Below are 18,175 nucleotides of genomic sequence, written 5' to 3'. Positions count from 1 at the left end.
TTGATGTCGATCGAAGAAGTCACCGTTCAACTTCCCGCACCGAAGCCGCTGGCGCTTCGCGACTGCGCGCTGTTCCTGGATCTGGACGGCACCCTCGCGCCCATCGCCGCGAGGCCGCAGGACGTGCGCCCCGATCCGCGCCGCACGGACCTGCTGGAGCGCCTGGCCGAGCAGCTCGAAGGACGCCTGGCGGTGATCACCGGCCGCACGCTGGAGGACGCCGACCGGATCCTCGAGGGCCGGGTCGGCGCCATCGCGGCCGTCCACGGCCTGATCCGTCGCGATGCGCAGGGAACCCTGCACGCCCACGCCCCCCATCCGAGGCTCGCCGAGGCGGCCGAGGCCTTGCGCCGCTTCGCGGCCCGCGATTCCGGGCTGCTGGTGGAGGAGAAGGGCCTCTCCGTCGCCCTGCACTTCCGCCTGGCGCGGCACTGCGCCGACGCGGCGCGGGCCTGCGCCCGCCGGCTGGCCGCCGAGACCGGCCTCACCGTGCAGGACGGCGACATGGTCGAGGAGCTGCGCACCCCGGGCCCGACCAAGGCCGATAGCGTGCGCGCCTTCATGGCCGAGCCGCCCTTCGCCGGCGCGACGCCGGTGTTCCTCGGCGACGACATCACCGACGAGAACGGCTTCGCCGCGGCCCGCGAGCTCGGCGGCGCCGGCATCCTGGTGGGCGCGCCGCGCCCCACCGGCGCGCGCTATCGCCTCCCCGGCGTCGAGGCGGCGCTGGCCTGGCTGGAGGCCGCGCTTTGACCCGGCTGATCGTCGTCTCGAACCGCGTGAACCCGCCCACCGGCGCGGGCGAGGAGAGCGTCGGCGGCCTCGCCATGGCGCTCGCCGCAGCGCTGCGGGAATATTCGGGCCTGTGGTTCGGCTGGAGCGGCCAGTCGACGCCGACCTTCACCGGCCAGCTCTCGATGCAGAAGATCGAGGGCGTCACCGCCGCGACGATCGACCTCGAGGAGAGCGACGTCGAGGAGTACTACAACGGCTACGCCAACAAGACCCTGTGGCCGCTGTTCCACTACCGCACCGACATCGCCGCCTACGACCGGGCGTTCAACGAGGGTTACCAGCGCGCCAACCGCCGCTTCGCCGAGACCCTGCGCCCACTGATCGAGCCGGACGACCTGATCTGGATCCACGACTACCACCTGATCCCCCTGGCGCGGGAGCTGCGCCGACTGGGGCTGAAGAACCGCATGGGTTTCTTCCTGCACGTGCCCTGGCCAGCCTATCAGGTGTTCGTCACCCTGCCGGGCCACCGCCAGCTCGTGGAGTCGATGTTCGACTACGACCTGGTCGGCTTCCAGACCGAGGACTACCGCCAGGCCTTCGAGGAATATGTGCTGTCCGAAGCCGGCGGCGAGAAGGTCGGCGACGACCTCTTCAAGGCCTTCGGCCGCAGCGTCCGGGTCGGCGCCTTCCCGATCGGCATCGACGCGCCGGACTTCGCCCGCCTGATCAAGACCAACCGGGCCCGGCGCATGCGCGACCTGATGACCGCCTGCACGGTGTTCCGCCACCTGATCGTCGGCGTCGACCGGCTCGACTACTCGAAGGGCCTGGAGGAGCGCTTCACCGGCTTCGAGCGGTTCCTCGCCGCCGACCCGGACATGCGCCGCGAGGTGCTGATGCTGCAGATCGCCCCGGTCAGCCGCGAGAGCGTCGAGGCCTACCAGGAGATCCGCGCCCGGCTCGACGCCATCTCCGGCCGCATCAACGGCGAGTACGCCGACGTCGACTGGGCGCCGTTCCGCTATGTGAACAAGAACTACCGGCGCGACGAGCTGGCCGGCATCTACGGCGCGGCCCGCATCGGTCTCGTGACCCCGTTGCGAGACGGCATGAACCTGGTGGCCAAGGAGTTCGTCGCCTCGCAGAACCCGGAGGATCCGGGCGTGCTGATCCTGTCGCGCTTCGCCGGCGCCGCGCGGCAGATGAAGGAGGCCCTGCTGGTCAACCCCAACAGCCCGGACGAGATCGCCGACGCGATCCGCAGGGGCCTCGCGATGGACAAGCCGGAGCGGATTCGCCGCTGGAGCGCTCTGTTCGATAATGTCCAGCGCGAGGACGTGACCGCCTGGCGGGACGCCTTCGTGGACGCCCTCAAGGGGGTGGAGGAGCGACGCACCGCGCTGGCCAGTTGATTTAGGCCAGTTGATTTAGGCCAGTTGATTTAGGCCGGTTGAGAGGAGCCCACTTGGCCAAGGACCAGCTCGCCCGCTACCGCTCGATGCGGGACTTCTCGAAAACCGCGGAGCCCGCCGGCGCGGAGCACACCAAGGCCTCCAAGCGCCTGCGCTTCGTCATCCAGAAGCACGCCGCCACCCGCCTGCACTACGACTTCCGCCTGGAGCTCGACGGGGTCTTCAAGTCCTGGGCGGTGACCAAGGGCCCTTCCCTCGACCCGCACGAGCGGCGCCTCGCCGTCGAGGTCGAGGACCATCCGCTCGACTACGGCGACTTCGAGGGCACCATCCCCCAGGGCCAGTACGGCGGCGGCACGGTGATGCTGTGGGACCGCGGCTACTGGGAGCCGGAAGGCGATCCCCACGCCATGCTCAAGAAGGGCGACTTCAAGTTCCGCCTCGACGGCGAGCGGCTGAAGGGCAGCTTCGTGCTCGTCCGCATGAAGCGCCGCGAGCGGGAGAAGAAGGACAACTGGCTGCTCATCAAGCACCACGACGGCTATTCGATCGACGACAGCGGCATGGCGCTGGTCGAGGCGGAAACGACGTCCGTAGCCTCCGGGCGGCCCATGGAGGAGATCGCCGCGGGCAAGGGCAAGGGGCCCAAGCCGTTCATGACCGGCAAGGCGGGCCGCGCCTCGGCCAGGGCGGTGTGGAACTCCAACCGCGGCGATGACGCGCCCAAGGCCGCCGCCGCCCAGCCGCTGAAGGCCGCGCCGGCGCCGAAGCTGAAGGCCGCCGCCCTGCCGGGCTTCGTCGCGCCCGAACTCGCCAAGTCGGTGGACCGGCCGCCGCCGGGCGCCGGCTGGGCGCACGAGATCAAGTTCGACGGCTACCGGCTGCAGTTGCGCGTGCAGGGCGGCAAGGCGACCCTGAAGACCCGCGCCGGCCTCGACTGGACCGGCAAGTTCGCCGCCATCGGCGAGGCCGCCGAGCGCCTGCCCGACTGCATCATCGACGGCGAGGCCTGCGCCCTGGACGCCAACGGCGCGCCGGACTTCCCGGCGCTACAGGCGGCGCTCTCCGAGGGGCGAAGCGATCAGCTCGTCTTCTTCGCCTTCGACCTGCTGTTCGCCGAGGGCGCTGACCTTCGCGAGCGACCCTTGAGCGAGCGCAAGGCGAAGCTCGCCGAACTCATGAAGTCTGCTGGCGGACTGGAGCCGCGGATCCGCTACGTCGAGCACTTCGAGACGGCGGGGGATGCGGTGCTGCAATCGGCCTGCCGCATGTCGCTGGAAGGAATCGTCTCGAAGCGCCTCTCGGCCCCCTACCGTTCGGGGCGCGGCGAGGACTGGGTGAAGTCCAAGTGCCGGGCCGGGCACGAGGTGGTGATCGGCGGCTGGCTGGGGGAGACCGGCCAGGTGCGCTCGCTGCTGGTCGGCGTCCACCGGGGCGACAAGCTGGTCTATGTGGGCAAGGTGGGAACCGGCTTTGGCCGCGACACCGTGCGCCGCATCCTGCCGCGGCTCGAGGCCGCCGAGGCGAAGACGAGCCCCTTCACCGGCCCCGAGGCGCCCAAGAAGGGCGAGAACCTGCACTGGGCGCGTCCCGAACTCGTGGCCGAGATCGAGTTCGCCGGCTTCACCGGCTCGGGCATGGTGCGCCAGGGCGCCTTCAAAGGGCTGCGCGAGGACAAGCCGGCCGGCGAGGTGGTGGCCGAGGAACCGGCGCCCGTCGAGACCGTCGAGGCCGAGCCAAGGGTCGCACCCAGACCCGAACCCAGGGCCAAACCCGCGGCCAAGGCGAAGAGCGGCGACAAGAGCCCCGTGGTCCTCGGCGTCGTGCTGTCGAATCCCGACAAGGCGCTGTGGCCCGACGGCGGCGACGGGGCGCCCGTGACCAAGCTCGACCTCGCGCGCTATCTCGAGACCGTCGGCCCGTGGATGATGGAGCACCTGAAGGGCCGGCCCTGCTCGATCATCCGCATGCCGGACGGCATCGCCGGCAAGGAGCGCTTCTTCCAGCGCCACGCCGGCAAGGGCTCCTCGGCCCTGCTCACCGAGGTCCAGGTGTTCGGCGACCACAAGCCCTACCTGCAGGTCGACCGGGTCGAGGGCCTGATCGCCCTGGCCCAGATCGCCGCCATGGAGTTCCACCCCTGGAACTGCCAGCCGTTCCAGCCGGAGGTCCCGGGCCGCCTCGTGTTCGACCTCGACCCGGACGAAGAGATCCCGTTCACGCGGGTGATCGAGGGGGCGCTGGAGGTGAAGGCGCGGCTGGAGAGCCTCGGGCTGGAGGCGTTCTGCAAGACCACCGGCGGCAAGGGCCTGCACGTGGTCACCCCGCTCAAGGACGGGAAGGGCAAGATGGACTGGCCGACCGCCAAGGCCTTCGCCCGCGCGGTCTGCGACGCCATCGCCGCCGACGCGCCGGACCGCTACGTCGTCAACATGGCCAAGGCCAAGCGGACGGGCCGGATCTTCCTCGACTATCTGCGCAACGACCGCATGTCGACGGCGGTCGCCCCGCTCTCGCCCCGCGCCCGCCCCGGGGCCCCGGTCTCCTTCCCCCTCACCTGGGATCAGGTGAAGCCGGGGCTCGATCCCAAGAAATGGACGATCCGCACCGCCCCCGCCCTGCTCAGGAAGACCAAGGCCTGGGCCGACTACTGCGACGCCGAACGCCCCCTGGCCGATGCGACCCGCAAGCTCGGCAAGCGCTGAGAGGACGAGCGGCTCGCGGCTCGCGGCTCGCGGCTCGCGGCGGGTGAAGACTCGATCGCGCTTCATGTACTAGCGTTGCGCGAATGGTCGCGCCTGAGATCCGCCCCGCCAGGCCGGACGAGCTCGCTGGCGTGCTGGCGCTCTATCGGCAGCTCAATCCCGGCGATCCCGTCCTGAGCCTCGCCGCCGCCGAGCCGGCCTGGTCGGCGCTGCTCACCTCCGGCGTCACCACGACCTTCGTCGCGGACCTCGGCGGCCTGCTCGTCGCCTCCTGCACCCTGGCGATCGTCCCCAACCTGTCCCGCGGCGCACGCGCCTACGGAGTGATCGAGAACGTGGTCACCGACGCCGACCATCGCCGCAGGGGCTTCGGCCGCGCCGTCCTCGAGGCCGCGCTCGACAGGGCCTGGGCTGCGGATTGCTACAAGGTGCTGCTGGCGACCGGCTCCAAGCGGGAGTCCACCCTTCGCTTCTACGAAGGCGCGGGCTTCACGCGCGACGCGAAGACCTATTTCGAGATCCGCCGACCCTGAGGGGCGAAGGGTACCCGGGTCTCAAACTCCGCCCCTCCGCCTCGCGGCCGTGGCAGACACAATCGCGAAACAGCTTGGCCCTAGCCTCCGCGCAAAAGAGGGGGGAACCATGATCAGACGCGCGCTCGTCGCCGGCGCTCTTGCGCTGGCCGCCATCACGTCCGCCGCCGCGGCGCAGCCGGCCGGAGGGCTCGCCGCGGGGCCGGTGGTGAAGGTCCGCCAGGGCGCGCTGCAGGGAGCGAGCGCCGACGGCGTCTCCACCTGGCTCGGCATTCCCTACGCCGCCCCGCCGGTGGGCGAACTTCGCTGGCGCCCGCCGGCGGCCGGCCCGTCCTGGCGCGGCGTGCGCGAGGCCACCAAGCCCGGCGCGAGCTGCGAGAAGGACGTCGAGGACTGCCTCTACCTGAACGTCACCGCGCCGGCCGGGACCAAGCCCGGCGCCAAGCTGCCGGTGATGGTCTGGATCCACGGCGGCGGCTTCGTGATCGGCACCTCCATGGGATCGTTCGGCGCGACGCACGACGGGACCGAGTTCGCCAGAAAGGGCGTCATCACCGTCAGCCTGAACTATCGCCTGGGCCACGCCGGGTGGTTCGCCCACCCGGCCCTCGACCGCGAGGGCCACACGGCCAATTACGGCCTCGCCGACCAGATCGCGGCGCTGAAGTGGGTGCAGGCCAACATCGCCAGCTTCGGCGGCGATCCGAGGAACGTCACCGTGTTCGGCGAGAGCGCCGGCGGCATCTCGGTGCTCTATCTGATGCTGACCCCCGAGGCGAAGGGCCTGTTTCAGAAGGCGATCGGCGAGTCCAGCTTCCCGCGCCATACCCCCAATTCCCTGGAAAAGGCCGACGGCATGGGCGTGCGCGCCGCCAAGGCGGCCGGCGTCGATGGCGCGGACGCGGCGACCGCCGCCGCCCTGCGGGCCCTGCCGCTCTCCAAGCTGCCCTACGAGGGCGGCTTCGTGGAGCGCGCCCAGCCGATCCTCGACGGCAAGCTGATCGTCTCCGGCATCGCCCAGGGCTTCGCGGCCGGGCGGCAGGCCAAGGTCCCGCTGATCGTCGGCGGCAACTCCAACGAGGCGAGCCTCTTCCGGCCCAAGGCCGAGGACCTCGACAAGCTGCCGGCCGCGGCCCAGGCGGCGGTGCTCGCCGCCTACGACCCCGACCACACCAGCAACCGGCTGAAGATCGTCAACGACTTCGTCACCGACACCTACATCACCGAGCCGGACCGCAACCTCGCGAGGACGGCGACCAAGGCCGGCGAACCGGTCTGGCTCTACTTCTTCTCCTTCGTCCCGGAGAAGACCCGCGCCACCGCGCTCGGCGCCGGCCACGTCAACGAGGTCCGCTTCGTCTGGGGCGGTGAGAAGCAGCGGTTCGCGCCGGAGGAGGTCCCGGTCTCCAAGGCGATGAACGCCTACTGGGCGGCCTTCGCCAAATCGGGCAATCCGGACAGCGCCGGTGGCATGGCCTGGCCCAAGTTCGACGCCGCCCACGAGGCCTCGCTCGAATTCGGCGCCGACGGCGTGACCGCCCGCGAGCACCAGTTCAAGGATCGCCTGGACCTCGCCGAGAAGCTGCAGGGGAAGTAGCAAACGCCTCTCCCGCGGCAGCGGGAGAGGGGATCAGCACACCTGGCCGGCGCTCCAGCCGCTGGCCCAGGCCCATTGGAAATTGTAGCCGCCGAGCCAGCCGGTGACGTCCACCGCTTCACCGACGACGTAGAGGCCCGGTACGGCCTTGGCCTCCAGGCTGCGGCCGTCCAGCGCCTCGGTGGAGATCCCGCCGAGGGTCACCTCCGCGGTCCGGTAGCCCTCCGAGCCCACCGGCTTCACCCGCCAGCGGTTCACCGCGTCGGCCACGCGGCGCAGGGCCTTGTCGGGCTGGTCGGCGATCCGGCCGCCCGCGCCTTCAGCTTCGGCGAGATGGTGCGCCAGCCGCTGCGGCAGCCATCGGGAGAGCACCGTCGCCACCGCCTGCTTGCCGTGGCTCGTCTTGGCGGCCTTGAGGCCTTCGAAGACGTCGACGCCCGGCGCCATGTCCACCTCGATCGCCTCGCCCTCGCGCCAGTACGAGGAGATCTGCAGGATCGCCGGGCCGGAAAGCCCGCGGTGGGTGAAGAGCATGGCCTCGGCGAACGTCTGCCGGCCGCATTTCACCACCACGTCCACGGCGACGCCCGACAGCGCCTTGGTCTGCTCCAGCAGGCTGACGTCGAAGGTCAGGGGCACGAGGGCCGGCCGCGTCTCGGTCAGCGCCAGGCCGAACTGGCGGGCGACGTCGTAGGCGAAGCCGGTGGCCCCCATCTTCGGGATCGACTTGCCGCCAGTGGCGAGGACGAGCGAGGCGCAGGCGATGCGCTCGCCGCCTCCTCCCCTGCCTTCAAGGGCAAGCTCGAAGCCGTCCGCGAGCTTTTCGACCCGGTCGACGCTCGCGCCAAGCCGCAGGACGACGCCCGCGGCCTTCATCTCGGCCAGCAGCATGTCGACGATCTCGCGGCTGGAGCCGTCGCAGAACAACTGGCCCAGCGTCTTCTCGTGGAAGGCGATGCCGTGGCGCTCGACCAGGGCGACGAAGGCCGAGGGCGGATAGCGTCGCAGGGCCGAGAGGGCGAAGCGCGGATTGGCCGAGAGGTAGCGCTCGATCCGGCCGCCCTCGAGGTTGGTGAAGTTGCAGCGTCCGCCGCCGGAAATGCGGATCTTCTCGCCGGCCGCCTTGGCGTGGTCGAGGACGAGCACGCGGCGGCCGCGCTTGCCCGCCTCGATGGCGCACATCATGCCGGCCGCCCCGGCCCCCACAATGACGACGTCGAAGCGCTCCATGGGCGCTGCTTAGCCGGCTTGCCGCCCGCGCGTCATGGCTTAAAGAACCGCCGATGGCCTGGACCCGCCGCTACGAGGACGCCGAGCCCCAGCGGGTGAACCGCTGGCTGGCCCAGATGGGCGTCTGCTCGCGCCGCGAGGCCGAGGGGCTGATCGCCGAGGGCCTGGTCTCCATCGACGGCGAGCCGGTGGCCGACGTCGGCCGCAAGATCCTGCCCGGCCAGACCCTGACCCTTGCCGACCGCGCCGAGGCCGGGCTCTCGGCAAAGCTCACCGCCGTGCTGCACAAGCCGGTGGGCGTGGTCTCGGCCCAGCCCGAGCCGGGCCAGACACCGGCCGTGCGCCTGCTCTCGAAGGCGAACCTCACAGGCGAGGCGCCCTGCGTCCCGGACGCGGACACCAGCCTCGCCCCGCTCGGCCGCCTCGACATGGACAGCCGCGGCCTCCTGCTGCTCTCCGAGGACGGAGTGCTGGCCAAGGCGGTGATCGGCCCGGACAGCGAGCTGGACAAGGAGTACCTCGTCCGTGTGGCGGGCCAGGTGACCGAGGCGAAGATCCGCCAGCTCCGCTTCGGCCTGCGCCTCGACGGACGCCAGCTGCGCCGGGCGCGGGTCGACCAGCTCGGGCCCCAGAAGCTGCGGTTCGTGCTCAGGGAAGGCCGCAACCGGCAGATCCGCCGGATGTGCGAGCTCGTCGGCCTGACCGTCATCGACCTGTTCCGCGTCCGCATCGGCCCGCTGAAGCTCGCCGACCTTCCCGAAGGCCGCTGGCGCGCCCTGACGGGCGAGGAGCGCGAGGCGCTGATCTCCGCCTCCTCTCCCCCACGCGAAGCCTAGAGGGATCAGGCCCGCTTCTTGGCGGCCGCCTTCTTCGGGACCGCCTTCTTCGCGGGGGCCTTGCGGGCGGCGGGCTTCCGGCGCTCGCCGCCGGTCTGGCCGAGGCTGCGCTTGAGGGCTTCCATCAGGTCGATGACCTCCGCCTCCTGCGGCTCCTTCACCGCGGCGATCTTGTGGCCCTTCTCCTTCTCGCGGATCAGCTCGCGCAGGGCGTCCTCGTAGCGGTCGGTGAACTGGGAGGGATCGAAGGGCCCCTCGAGCTGGTCGATGATCTTGGCCGCGATGTCGACCATCTGGGCGTTGGGCTTCTCGTCCGGGATGCGGTCGAACAGCTCGTCGGGGTTCTTCACCTCCCGGTTCGAGCGGATCGAATAGGCGAGGATGCCTTTGTCGCGCGGCTCCAGCGCCATCAGCCGCTCGCGCTGGTGCATGACGAGGCGGCCGAGGGCGATCTTGCCGGCCTTCTCCATGGCCTCGCGGATGACGGTGAAGGCCTCCACCGCCATGTCGCCGTCGGGCACGAGGAAATAGGGGTCGTTCCAGTAGAGGCGGTCGATCTCGGCCTCGCCCACAAACCGCTCGATGTCCAGGGTGCGCGTGGTGGCGAGGCGCACGTTGGCGATCTCCTCGTCGGAGATCACCACGTAGTGGCCCTTCTCGATCTCGTAGCCCTTGACGATGTCCGAGCGATCGACGGGCCCGGTCTCCGGATCGGTGGGGATCATCCGGATCCGATTGTGGGTCGACTTGTGGAGCATGTTGAAGTGCACCTCGCTGGTGCGCGATGTGCCGGTGTAGAGCGCAACCGGACAGCTCACGAGCGACAAGCGCAGGTAGCCCTGCCAGGTAGGTCGCGTCGCCATGTCCGCATCTCCATCGTCGTTCCCGACTGCGGAAACGCGGCGGAAATTGATTCAGTTCGGGGACTTAGCCTCTCCATCCTCCCCGCAGGGGGAGGTGGCCCAACGGGCCGGAGGGGGTTGCAGCCCAAGAGCGCGCGACGCCCTGCCTGGCAATCCCCTCCGTCGCTTCGCGACAGCTCCCCTTTGAGGAGGAGCATGCTCAGTTCCCCAGCCCCAGCGTCGGCAGGGTGACGCGCTCCATGGCGTCGAGCTGGGGCTTGCGGAAATGGGTCCGCACGGCCGAGCCGGCGCCGAACTCCATCAGCTGGTCCTTGGCGGGATCGTAGGCCGGCCAGGCCTCGCCGCCGCAGCGCGGGACGCTGGTCTTGGCGAAGGCCACCCAGCAGGCGTGCATCAGCGAGGCCATGGCCTTGTCCTCCTCGGAGACCACGCTCATCGGCGTGCGCCGGCCCCAGTATTCGAAGACGTACTGGATCTCGGCCGCATGGCTCGCCCGCGTCATCGCCGGGCGGAAGCGGTTCCCGACATAAGAGAAGTAGTAGAGCCACGACGGCTGGCCGCCGGACGCCCTGGCCGCCACCCAGCGCGCCGGCCCGCCCATCACCCGGTCGGTGAAGATGGCGCGGGCCAGGGTCTCGTCGCCGGCCGCCGCCTCGTCCCGATAGATCAGCCGGGCGGCGGGCGGGATCTGGGCCTGGCGCTCCGGTTTGAAGGGCCCCGGCCCCATCAGGGAGTCCTCGCCGGAGTTGGAGCCGATGATCAGCGGCACATCTGCGAAATGGCCGTCGGCGAGCGCCTGGGAAGCGGTCTCGGTCATCAGCTTGCCGTCGGTGAAGGGGCCGTAGTCGGCGTCGAGCGCGACGAGCTTCTCCACCGGCAGGGCGCGCAGCTCGGCGGCCGTGGCGGTGGCCGGCGCCCCGGCCTTCTCCAGCAGGGCCGCGCCCTCGGCCTCCTTCTCGGCCAGGCTCGAGGGCCGGAACCAGCCGAGGCCGCTCTCGACGATGGCCTTGGCATAGAGCCCCTTGGCCGAGGGCGTCGCCAGCAGGGCGAGGGTCGACATGCCGCCGGCGCTCTCGCCGAAGACGGTGACGTTCCTCGGATCGCCCCCGAAGGCGGCGATGTTCCGCTGCACCCACTTGAGCGCCGCGATCTGGTCCATCAGGCCGAAGTCGCCGGTGGGCTCGGCCCCGGCCGCCTTGGTCAGGGCCGGGTGGGCGAGGTAGCCCAGCGGGCCGAGGCGGTAGTTGATGGCCACCAGCACCACCCCGTCGCGGGCGAAGTTCTGGCCGTCGTAGATCCAGCCCGCGCCGGTCCGGTGGCCGCCGCCGTGAATCCAGACCATGACGGGCGCCGCCTTCGCATTGCGCGGCGCGAAGACGTTGAGCTGCAGGCAGTCCTCGGAGGTCGGGCCGTTGGCGCCGCCCTCGTTGGGGGCGTTGTCGCCGCGCATCGGCTGCGGGCAGGAGGGGCCGGGATATATCGACAGGCGGTCGGCGGCCCAGGGCTGGACCGGCTGCGGCGGGCGCCAGCGCAGGGGCCCGACCGGCGGGGCGGCGAAGGGGATGTTGCGGAACACGTCGGCGTGTTCGTGCCGCACGCCGACCAGCACCCCGCTCTCGATCCTCACCCGGACCGTGGGCGGCGGCTGGTCCTGGACCGGAGCCTCGGCGTGAGCCGCGCCCGCCCTCAGCACCAGGCTCGTCAGCACCAGGCCCGCCAGCGCCCCCAAGATCCCCTCTAGGGCTATCCCGCGCATGATCGCCTCCCCGTTCCGTGAGGGGAAACCATGGGTGCGGCGCGTCGGCGCGGTCAACCTCCGGACTGGGGCCGGAACTTGACTCCGGCGCGAGGGTTACTAGAACAAAAATGGAACGCAATCCAGAACAGAAGGAGTCCGAAAGCCATGTCCGATTTTCGCGGGAAGGCGCTGGACGCGCTGCGCGCGGAGATCGCCGCCCTCGAAACGGGCGGGCGCTCGGCCACGGCCGTCCTGCCCTTCGGCGCCCCCGAGGTCGACGCCCTGCTGCCCGGCGGCGGCCTGCCGCTCGGCCGCTGGCACGAGATCGTCGGCCCGGGCCTGGAGGCCGAGACCGGCGTCGCCCCGGCGGCCTTCACCGCCCTGATGGCCGCGCCGCTCGCCCGCCGCGGCGAGACGGTCTGGGTGTTCCGCCGCGACGACCTGTTCGCCCCGGGCCTGACCGGCCTCGGCTTTCCCACCGAGCGGCTGATCCAGGTCTGCGCCCGCGACGAGGCCGAGACCCTGTCGGTCATGGAGGACGCCCTGTCGGCCGTCGGCGTCGCCGCCGTGGTCGGCGAGGTGGAGGACGTCGACCTCACCGCCGGCCGCCGGCTGCAGCTCGCCTGCGAGCGCCGCGGGGCCACCTGTTTCGCCCTGCGCCGGCGCCCGTTCGGCGGGACCGCCCGGCGCGAGGCGGGCTCGACCGCCGCCACCCGCTGGCGCGTCGCCTCCGCCCCGTCCGCGCCGCCGCAGGGCGAGTTCGGCCTCGGCGCGCCGCGCTTCGAGGCGGCGCTGGAGCGCTGCCGCGGCGGCCGCACCGGCGCCTTCCTGTTCGAGGCTCCCGGAGCCTTTGGCGGGGCCTATTCCTGGGAGATGAAGGATGGCGCGCATCCTCTGCGCCTGGTCGCCGACCTGGGCGATCGCCAACTGGCGCCGGCGCAACCCGACCGCCACGCGGCCTGACGAGCCGCCCAGCGGTGTCGAAGAAAAGACGGCCGGTTCGCCGCCTTTCGCCCTCGTGGAGACCGCCGGCGGAACCCGGCGCCTGACCGCCGTCAGCCTGGAGGCCGCGCGGCTCTGCCTCTATCCCGGCCAGAAGGTCACCGACGCCTTCGCCCTGGTCCCCGACCTCGTCACCGAGGAGGCCGAGCCCGCCGCCGACGCCGCCGCCCTGGAGGCGCTGATCGACTGGTGCGTGCGCTTCTCCCCTGCCGTCGCCGCCGACCCGCCCGAGGGCCTGTTCCTCGACATCACCGGCGTCGCCCACCTGTGGGGCGACGAGGCGGGGATGCTGGCCGACTTCCAGGCGCGGCTCTTGGCCAATGGCCTGCCGTTCCGCTGCGCCATCGCCGACACGCCCGGCGCGGCCTGGGCCGTGGCCCACTATGGCGAGGACGGGACCATCGTGCCGCCCGGCGAGCAGCAGGCGGCGCTCTCGCCCCTGCCGCCGGCGGCGCTGCGCCTCGACACGGCGGCCGCCGCCCAGATCGAGCGCCTGGGGCTGAAGCGGCTGGCCCAGGTCTTCGCCCTGCCCCGCGCACCCTTCGCCAAGCGGTTCGGCAAGGCCGCCCTGATGCGTCTCGACCAGGCGCTCGGCCGCAGCGCCGAGGCCCTGACCTATCGCCGCCCGCCCGCGCCCTTCGTCGCCGGCCTGGCCTTCGCCGAGCCGATCAGCGCGCCGGAGGACATGGCCCGCGTGGCCCGCGACGCGGCGGCCAGGCTCTGCGCGCGGCTGGAGCGCGAGGGCAAGGGCGCGCGCCGCTTCGAGCTCTTCTTCCACCGGCTGGACGGCAAGAGCCCCTCGGTGGCGGTGGGCCTCGCCCTGCCGGGCCGCGAGGCGATGCGCATCGCCAAGCTGATGACGCCGAAGATCGAGGCCATCGACCCGGGCTTCGGGATCGAGACCGTGACCATCACCGCCGCCGAGGTCGAGACCCTGTCCGGTCGCCAGGTGAAGCTGGAAGGCGCGGCCCAGCCGACGGTTGAGGACGGCCTCGCCCCGCTGGTCGACCGGCTGGCTAACCGCCTGGGCGCCGAGCGCGTCTGGCGGGCCGGGCCGGTGGAGAGCCACGTGCCCGAGCTGTCGGTGGCCCGCGAGGCGCCTTTCGCGCCGCCCTCCGAGGCGCGCGCCTGGGATCCGGAGGCGCCGCGGCCGGTGCGCCTGTTCCGCCGGCCCGAGCCGCTGGAAGGCGTCATCGCCCTCACCCCCGACGATCCGCCCAACCAGTTCCGTTGGCGCGGCCGCCTGCACCGCATCCGCCGCGCCGAGGGGCCCGAACGCATCGCCGAAGAATGGTGGAAGCGCGAGATCGAGGACGTCCGCGTCGCCCACGTGCGCGACTACTACCGGGTGGAGGACCAGGACGGCGCCCGCTTCTGGCTGTTCCGCTCAGGCCTCTACCAACCCGGAGAGCCGGCGAAGTGGTGGCTGCACGGGCTGTTCGGATGAAGGGCGCCATTCAAATGCTCCCCTCCAGGGGGAGCTGTCCGGAACGGACCGAGGGGGTCGACGCCCAAGGCGTCGGCGTTTCGCGGGCTGCAACCCCCTCCGTCGCTTCGCGCCACCTCCCCCTGCAGGGGAGGATCTTTCCGTGACCCGCTACGCCGAGCTGCAGGCGGCCAGCAACTTCTCGTTCCTGCGCGGGGCTTCGCATCCGTGGGAGCTGGTGGCCGGGGCCGACGCCCTGGGCCTGGAGGCGATCGGCGTCTGCGACCGCAACTCCCTGGCCGGCGTCGTACGCGCCTGGTCGCAGATGCAGGACCTCAAGGAGACCGGCTCGAGGATCCGCGCCTTGACCGGCTGCCGCCTCGACTTCGCCGACGGCACGCCGAACCTGCTCGTCTATCCCTCCGACCGCGAGGCCTATGGCCGCCTGACGCGCCTGCTCACGCTCGGCCAGATGCGCAGCCCCAAGGGCGAGTGCGAACTCCACTGGCGCGACTTCCTGGAGCACGCCCAGGGCCAGCTCGTCCTGGTGGTCCCGCCGGATCGACTGGACGCGGCGTTCGAGGCCGATCTTCGCCGGATCGCCGGCGAACTGCCCGACGTCTGGCTGGCCGCAGCGCGGCGCTATGGCGCGCGCGACCTGCACCGGCTCTCCAGGCTCGCCGATCTGGCGCGGACCTGCCGGGCGCCGATGGTGGCGGTGAACGACGTGCTCTACCACGGCCCCGAGCGGCGGCCGCTGCAGGACGTGCTGACCTGCATCCGCGAGACCTGCACCCTGGCCGAGGCGGGCCTGCGGCTGGAGGCCAACGCCGAGCGCCACCTCAAGGCGCCCGAGGAGATGGCGCGCCTGTTCGCCAGGTATCCCGGCGCGGTGGAGCGCAGCATCGAGATCGCCGGACGCATCGACTTCGACCTTTCCCAGCTCCGCTACGAATATCCCGACGAGCCGGTGCCGCCCGGCAAGAGCGCCATCCAGCACCTGCGCGACCTTTCATGGGCCGGGGCGAAGTGGCGCTATCCGGAGGGCGTGCCGGAGAAGGTGACCAAGCTCGTCGCCCACGAGCTGGAGCTGATCGAGAAGCTCGACTTCCCGAACTACTTCCTCACCGTCCACGACATCGTCCGCTGGGCGCGCGAGCAGGGGATCCTGTGCCAGGGGCGCGGCTCGGCGGCCAATTCCTGCGTCTGCTTCTGCCTCGGCATCACCGCGGTCGACCCGACCAAGCCCGACCAGGACCTGCTGTTCTCCCGCTTCATCTCCGAGAAACGCGGCGAGCCGCCGGACATCGACGTCGATTTCGAGCACGAGCGGCGCGAGGAGGTGATGCAGTACGTCTATCACCGCTACGGCCGCCACCGGGCCGCCATCGTGGCGACGGTGATCCACTACCGGCCGCGCATGGCGATCCGCCAGGTGGGCAAGGCGCTGGGGCTCACCGAGGACATCACCGCGGCCCTGGCGGGCACGGTCTGGGGCTCCTACGGCGACGGCGTGCCGGACGAGCACATCCGCCAGTGCGGCCTCGATCCGGACGCGCCGGAGATCCGGCGGGCGACGGCCCTCGCCCAGGAGCTGCTCGGCTTCCCGCGCCACCTCTCCCAGCACGTGGGCGGCTATGTGCTGACCAAGCGCCGGCTCGACGAGACCGTGCCGATCGGCAACGCGGCCATGCCCGACCGCACCTTCATCGAGTGGGACAAGGACGACATCGACGCGCTCGGCCTGATGAAGGTCGACGTGCTGGCGCTCGGCATGCTGACGGCGCTGAAGAAGGCCATCGACCTCCTTCCGCCGGGCCCTGACGGCTCGCGGATCCGCGACATCGCCGACATCCCGCAGGAGGAGCCGGGCGTCTACGAGATGCTGTCCCACGCCGATTCCGTGGGGGTCTTCCAGGTGGAGAGCCGGGCGCAGATGTCGATGCTGCCGAGGCTCAAGCCGCGCAAGTTCTACGACCTGGTCATCGAGGTGGCGATCGTCCGCCCCGGCCCGATCCAGGGCGACATGGTCCACCCGTATCTCAAGCGGCGCGAAGGCAAGGAGCCGGTCGTCTTCCCCGCACCCTCGCCGGAGCACGGTCCGGCGGACGAGCTGCGCCAGGTGCTCGGCAAGACCATGGGCGTGCCGCTGTTCCAGGAACAGGCCATGCGGCTGGCCATCGAGGCGGCGCGGTTTCCGGAGAGCGAGGCCGACGGCCTGCGCCGGGCGATGGCCACCTTCCGCGCCAACGGCCGGCTGCACGAGTACCGGGAGAAGTTCGTCGCCGGCATGACCGCCCGCGGCTACCAGCTCGACTTCGCCCAGCGTTGCTTCAAGCAGATCGAGGGCTTCGGCTCCTACGGCTTTCCGGAGAGCCACGCGATCAGCTTCGCCCTCCTGGTCTATGCCTCGGCCTGGGTGAAATGGAAGCACCCGGACGTGTTCTGCGCCTCGCTGCTCAACGCCCAGCCCATGGGCTTCTACCAGCCGGCCCAGCTGGTCCGCGACGCGCGCGAGCACGGGGTCGAGGTGCGCCCGCCCGACGTGATGTTCAGCGACTGGGACTGCACCCTCGAGGAGAAGGACGATCCGCGCACGCCCTATCGGCCGGTGCGGCTGGGGCTTCGGCAGATCAAGGGCCTGAAGCGCGAGGACGGCCTGGCCCTGACCATGGCCCGCGACGCAGGGGCGCGGACCCTCGAGGACATCGCGCTCCGGGCCGGGCTGTCGCGCCGGGCGCTGGAGCTGCTGGCCGAGGCCGACGCCTTCCGCTCGCTGGGGCTGGAGCGGCGCCAGGCGCTCTGGGAAGTGAAGGGGCTGGGCGGCGAGATCGGGGTCGAGAGAACCGCGCCGCTGCTGGCCCGCCAGGCCTTCAAGGAGACCCAGGTCGAGCTGCCGTTCATGAGCCAGCCGCAGCAGGTGGCGGAGGACTACCGGACCACCAGCCTGTCGCTGAAGGCCCATCCGGTGAGCTTCTACCGCGAGGACCTGACGCGCCAGGGCGTCGTCCCGGCCACGGCCCTGAAGACCGCGCGCGATCGCCGGCGCCTCTCCGTCGGCGGGCTGGTGCTGGTGCGCCAGCGCCCCGGCACGGCCAAGGGCGTGGTCTTCATGACGCTGGAGGACGAGACCGGCATCGCCAATGTCGTGGTCTGGAAGGACGCCTTTGAAGCCAACCGGCGCCTCGTCATGGGCGCCTCCTTCGTCGTCGTCCATGGCCAGGTGCAGAAGGAGGGCGAGGTGATCCACCTGGTGGCCGAGCGGTTCACCGACCTTTCCCACCGCCTGGGCGAGCTGCGCGAGGAGGAGGCGCCGCCCCCCTCGGTGCGCAGCCGCGTCACCGGACGGCTGATCCGCAGCCGGGACTTCCACTGAAGCTCCGCTCGACGCATGGTGCGCGCCATGGGGGAGCCAGCCAAACCGAAGGTCCCGCGCGGACCCAACGCCGAACGCCGCGCCTCGACGCGCGCGAAGATCCTCGCCGCGGGGGTGAAGTGTCTGGCCGAGTTCGGCTACGCCGCCACCTCCACGCCGCTGGTCGCCAAGATGGCCAAGGTGAGCCGCGGCTCGCTGCTGCACCAGTTCCCCACCAAGGTGGACCTCATCCTGGCGGTGGCCGAGCACGCCTGGCTGATCCAGCGCGACTATGTTCGGGCCGAGGTCGCCAAGCGCCCGACCGGCCGCGAGCAGTTCATCGGCGGGGTCCAGGCGGTTTGGAAGGGCCTTCAGCTGCCCGAGGCCATCGCCCTGATGGAGGTGATGATCGCCGCGCGCAGCGACGCCGAGCTCGCCGAACGCTACGACGCCTTCGCCGACGCGCGCGAGGCGGGCGTGTCGCGCACCCGCCGGCGCATGGCCATCGGCCAGCTCGGCGCGCCGGAACACTTCTCCGAGGTCGACGCCATGGCGCACCTGACCTCGGCCGCCCTGCGGGGCCTCGCGCTGGAGACGGTGTTCATCGGCCGCCCCACGGACAGCGCGGCCAAGGTGCTGGCGCTGCTGGAGGACATGCGCCGCCGCTTCGCCGACGAGGTCGAGGCCGAGCAGGCCAAGGCCGAGGACGTCTAGCCCACATCCTGTAGTCAACATTGACT

13 protein-coding genes are annotated in these 18,175 nt (G+C 71.4%); 10 read left to right on the top strand and 3 right to left on the bottom strand.

Annotation, left to right across the window (positions count from 1 at the left end):
- The first annotated feature begins 3 nt into the window (after positions 1–3).
- The 5 genes from otsB to DJ017_RS04295 all read left to right on the top strand — a co-directional run bounded on the left by otsB (position 4) and on the right by DJ017_RS04295 (position 6,985).
- Positions 4–753, top strand: a complete 750-nt coding sequence (gene otsB, locus DJ017_RS04315; RefSeq protein ID WP_111527557.1) for a trehalose-phosphatase — start codon at positions 4–6, stop codon at positions 751–753.
- The gene (locus tag DJ017_RS04310; protein WP_111527556.1) at positions 750–2,150 is read left to right on the top strand and encodes an alpha,alpha-trehalose-phosphate synthase (UDP-forming); all 1,401 of its coding nucleotides are present in this window, start codon (positions 750–752) and stop codon (positions 2,148–2,150) included. Before otsB ends, DJ017_RS04310 begins: the two co-directional genes overlap by 4 nt.
- Positions 2,151–2,203: 53 nt before the next feature.
- On the top strand, positions 2,204–4,855 hold the full coding sequence (gene ligD / locus DJ017_RS04305; RefSeq protein WP_111527555.1) for a DNA ligase D: 2,652 nt from the start codon (positions 2,204–2,206) through the stop codon (positions 4,853–4,855).
- Positions 4,856–4,938: 83 nt separating this feature from the next.
- Complete coding sequence (locus tag DJ017_RS04300) at positions 4,939–5,388, top strand: GNAT family N-acetyltransferase (RefSeq protein WP_111527554.1); 450 nt, start codon at positions 4,939–4,941, stop codon at positions 5,386–5,388.
- Between the two features lie 109 nt (positions 5,389–5,497).
- Positions 5,498–6,985 (top strand): carboxylesterase/lipase family protein, encoded by a 1,488-nt coding sequence (locus DJ017_RS04295; protein WP_111527553.1) that lies wholly within the window; start codon positions 5,498–5,500, stop codon positions 6,983–6,985.
- A gap of 33 nt (positions 6,986–7,018) precedes the next feature.
- Here the strand turns inward: DJ017_RS04295 and DJ017_RS04290 are convergent, their stop codons facing one another.
- A complete protein-coding gene (locus tag DJ017_RS04290) occupies positions 7,019–8,215 on the bottom strand; it encodes a BaiN/RdsA family NAD(P)/FAD-dependent oxidoreductase (RefSeq protein ID WP_111527552.1) in 1,197 nt (398 codons plus the stop codon).
- Positions 8,216–8,268: 53 nt separating this feature from the next.
- Between DJ017_RS04290 and DJ017_RS04285 the strand changes: the two genes are divergently transcribed.
- Positions 8,269–9,051, top strand: a complete 783-nt coding sequence (locus DJ017_RS04285; protein WP_111527551.1) for a pseudouridine synthase — start codon at positions 8,269–8,271, stop codon at positions 9,049–9,051.
- 5 nt (positions 9,052–9,056) lie between these two features.
- Here DJ017_RS04285 and ku read toward each other — a convergent pair whose 3' ends face one another.
- Complete coding sequence (gene ku, locus DJ017_RS04280) at positions 9,057–9,914, bottom strand: non-homologous end joining protein Ku (RefSeq protein ID WP_111527550.1); 858 nt, start codon at positions 9,912–9,914, stop codon at positions 9,057–9,059.
- Positions 9,915–10,113: 199 nt separating this feature from the next.
- A complete protein-coding gene (locus DJ017_RS04275) occupies positions 10,114–11,670 on the bottom strand; it encodes a carboxylesterase/lipase family protein (protein WP_111527549.1) in 1,557 nt (518 codons plus the stop codon).
- 147 nt (positions 11,671–11,817) lie between these two features.
- On the opposite strand from DJ017_RS04275, the gene DJ017_RS04270 reads away from it, so the two are divergent.
- The 4 genes from DJ017_RS04270 (at position 11,818) to DJ017_RS04255 (ending at position 18,149) form a co-directional block, all read left to right on the top strand.
- Positions 11,818–12,615 (top strand): ImuA family protein, encoded by a 798-nt coding sequence (locus DJ017_RS04270; RefSeq protein WP_111527548.1) that lies wholly within the window; start codon positions 11,818–11,820, stop codon positions 12,613–12,615.
- The gene (locus DJ017_RS04265; RefSeq protein ID WP_111527547.1) at positions 12,533–14,101 is read left to right on the top strand and encodes a DUF6504 family protein; all 1,569 of its coding nucleotides are present in this window, start codon (positions 12,533–12,535) and stop codon (positions 14,099–14,101) included. The genes DJ017_RS04270 and DJ017_RS04265 overlap by 83 nt, the downstream gene beginning before the upstream one ends.
- A 142-nt stretch (positions 14,102–14,243) precedes the next feature.
- On the top strand, positions 14,244–17,456 hold the full coding sequence (locus tag DJ017_RS04260; protein ID WP_111527546.1) for an error-prone DNA polymerase: 3,213 nt from the start codon (positions 14,244–14,246) through the stop codon (positions 17,454–17,456).
- A gap of 27 nt (positions 17,457–17,483) precedes the next feature.
- A complete protein-coding gene (locus tag DJ017_RS04255) occupies positions 17,484–18,149 on the top strand; it encodes a TetR/AcrR family transcriptional regulator (RefSeq protein ID WP_165830522.1) in 666 nt (221 codons plus the stop codon).
- Positions 18,150–18,175: the final 26 nt, after the last annotated feature.

The sequence above is a fragment of the Phenylobacterium soli genome (assembly GCF_003254475.1).
GTDB classification, from domain to species: domain Bacteria; phylum Pseudomonadota; class Alphaproteobacteria; order Caulobacterales; family Caulobacteraceae; genus Phenylobacterium; species Phenylobacterium soli.
Note: the sequence above shows the minus strand (reverse complement) of the source record. Positions and strands in the feature narration are given on the sequence as shown.

Bases quoted from the DNA above. Each gene is read 5' to 3' on its own strand.
- ku (WP_111527550.1), bottom strand. From the start codon at position 9,914: ATGGCGACGCGACCTACCTGGCAGGGCTACCTGCGCTTGTCGCTCGTG.
- DJ017_RS04275 (WP_111527549.1), bottom strand. From the start codon at position 11,670: ATGCGCGGGATAGCCCTAGAGGGGATCTTGGGGGCGCTGGCGGGCCTG.
- DJ017_RS04300 (WP_111527554.1), top strand. From the start codon at position 4,939: ATGGTCGCGCCTGAGATCCGCCCCGCCAGGCCGGACGAGCTCGCTGGC.
- DJ017_RS04270 (WP_111527548.1), top strand. From the start codon at position 11,818: ATGTCCGATTTTCGCGGGAAGGCGCTGGACGCGCTGCGCGCGGAGATC.
- DJ017_RS04290 (WP_111527552.1), bottom strand. From the start codon at position 8,215: ATGGAGCGCTTCGACGTCGTCATTGTGGGGGCCGGGGCGGCCGGCATG.
- otsB (WP_111527557.1), top strand. From the start codon at position 4: ATGTCGATCGAAGAAGTCACCGTTCAACTTCCCGCACCGAAGCCGCTG.
- DJ017_RS04255 (WP_165830522.1), top strand. From the start codon at position 17,484: ATGGGGGAGCCAGCCAAACCGAAGGTCCCGCGCGGACCCAACGCCGAA.
- DJ017_RS04265 (WP_111527547.1), top strand. From the start codon at position 12,533: ATGGCGCGCATCCTCTGCGCCTGGTCGCCGACCTGGGCGATCGCCAAC.
- DJ017_RS04285 (WP_111527551.1), top strand. From the start codon at position 8,269: ATGGCCTGGACCCGCCGCTACGAGGACGCCGAGCCCCAGCGGGTGAAC.
- DJ017_RS04295 (WP_111527553.1), top strand. From the start codon at position 5,498: ATGATCAGACGCGCGCTCGTCGCCGGCGCTCTTGCGCTGGCCGCCATC.